Annotated in this window: 2 protein-coding genes and 1 pseudogene; all 3 read right to left on the bottom strand. The window is 74.1% G+C overall.

What is annotated here, in order from left to right:
- On the bottom strand, positions 1-395 hold a 395-nt coding region (locus ACLEQD_RS43765; RefSeq protein WP_410391846.1), incomplete at its 3' end, for an Hpt domain-containing protein.
- Positions 385-930: a chemotaxis protein CheW gene (locus ACLEQD_RS43760; RefSeq protein ID WP_410391845.1), complete on the bottom strand. Its 546-nt coding sequence runs from the start codon at positions 928-930 to the stop codon at positions 385-387. The genes ACLEQD_RS43765 and ACLEQD_RS43760, both read right to left, overlap by 11 nt.
- Positions 927-1234 (bottom strand): annotated as a pseudogene (locus ACLEQD_RS43755) (SAM-dependent methyltransferase); the annotation flags it as partial. The gene ACLEQD_RS43760 and the pseudogene ACLEQD_RS43755, both read right to left, overlap by 4 nt.

Here is a 1234-nt window from a genome sequence, read left to right as displayed (position 1 = left end):
GCGGCGACCAGCTGGGGCCAGCGCGGCGGCGGGTCCGGCAGGTGGTCCCCCCGGCCGTCCGCGTGCGCCTGGGCGCGCAGCATGAAGAGGTCCAGCCCGTGCAGCAGCACGTCCACCACCGGGCGCGGCATCTTCTGCGTGTGCGCCTTGAGCGGCGCCAGCGCGTCCTCCAGCTTGTGGGCGATGTCGCCCAGGTCCTGGAGCCCCAGGGACGAGGCGCTGCCCTTCAGCGTGTGCAGGTGCCGGCCCAGCCGCGTATAGATTTTCGCGAGCGCGTCGTTCTCCAGCCCCTCGCGCTCCAGCTCCAGCAGGTCCATGGTGACCTTCTGGATGACCTCCTGGGCCTCCACGGCGAAGCCCGCCACCAGCGGCTGCAGCATCGGATCAACGGGCATGGCGCACTCCCACGTCGGAGCGGAGGAACAGGCGCCGCGGGTCGATGAGGTGGATGAGCTGCCGGTCCTGGGTGAAGACCTCCACCACCGGCCCTTCCGACCGGGCGCGCGCGGCCTCCACGGACGCGAGCGGCAGCGTGGTGGGGCGCGGGATGGCCTCGCAGTCGAGCGCGCACAGCTCGCCGTCGCCCCGGTCCACCACCAGCAGCACGGCCGGGTCCTGCCGCCACCCGTGGCCGCCCAGGAGCGACGCCAGGCTCAGCGCGGACAGCACCTGCCCCTGGAAGCGCAGCACGCCAATGACCGCGGGCGCCGACAGCGGCACCGGCGTCACCATGCGCAGGGGCAGCGCCGCGCGCAGCGACTCCAGCGGCAGCGCGTAGCGCTCCTCGCCCAGCGGGAACTCGGCGATCCAGTGGACCGCCTCCTCCACCGTCGACTCGCCCTGCTCGCGCAGGCGCGCGGCCCGGCGCGCGAGCAGCTCCCGCGTCTCATCCTCCAGGGCCTCGTCCACCATCCGCGGCGTCCCCTTCATTCCAGCGCCCCCAAATTCAGGTAGGCGTCAGCGGACGCCAGATAGAAGCGCGCGGGCAGCGCCTCCGGTCCATCCACCAGCGCGTCCGGCGGCAGCAGCCCCGCCCGCGTGCGCAGGGCGCGCATCAGCGGGAAGCCGCGTCCCGGCGCCCGCGCGCTCACGCAACAGCGCCAGCTCCAGCAGGCCCGGCAGGTAGTCCGGCGCCTGCTTCACGAGCAGCTCCAGCACCGCCGTCGCCCCGGCCACGTTGCCCTCTTCAATCCGCTCCAGCGCCTGCAGGTGCAGCCGCGCGGGCGAGGGCGGA

The organism is Corallococcus sp. 4LFB (assembly GCF_046520365.1).
GTDB lineage: Bacteria > Myxococcota > Myxococcia > Myxococcales > Myxococcaceae > Corallococcus > Corallococcus caeni.
The sequence above is the reverse complement of the archived record's forward strand: the minus strand, read 5'-3'. Positions and strand labels throughout refer to the sequence as shown.

What these genes read in the sequence shown, in the direction of transcription:
- ACLEQD_RS43760 (WP_410391845.1), bottom strand. Translation starts at nt 930, where the DNA reads ATGAAGGGGACGCCGCGGATGGTGGACGAGGCCCTGGAGGATGAGACG.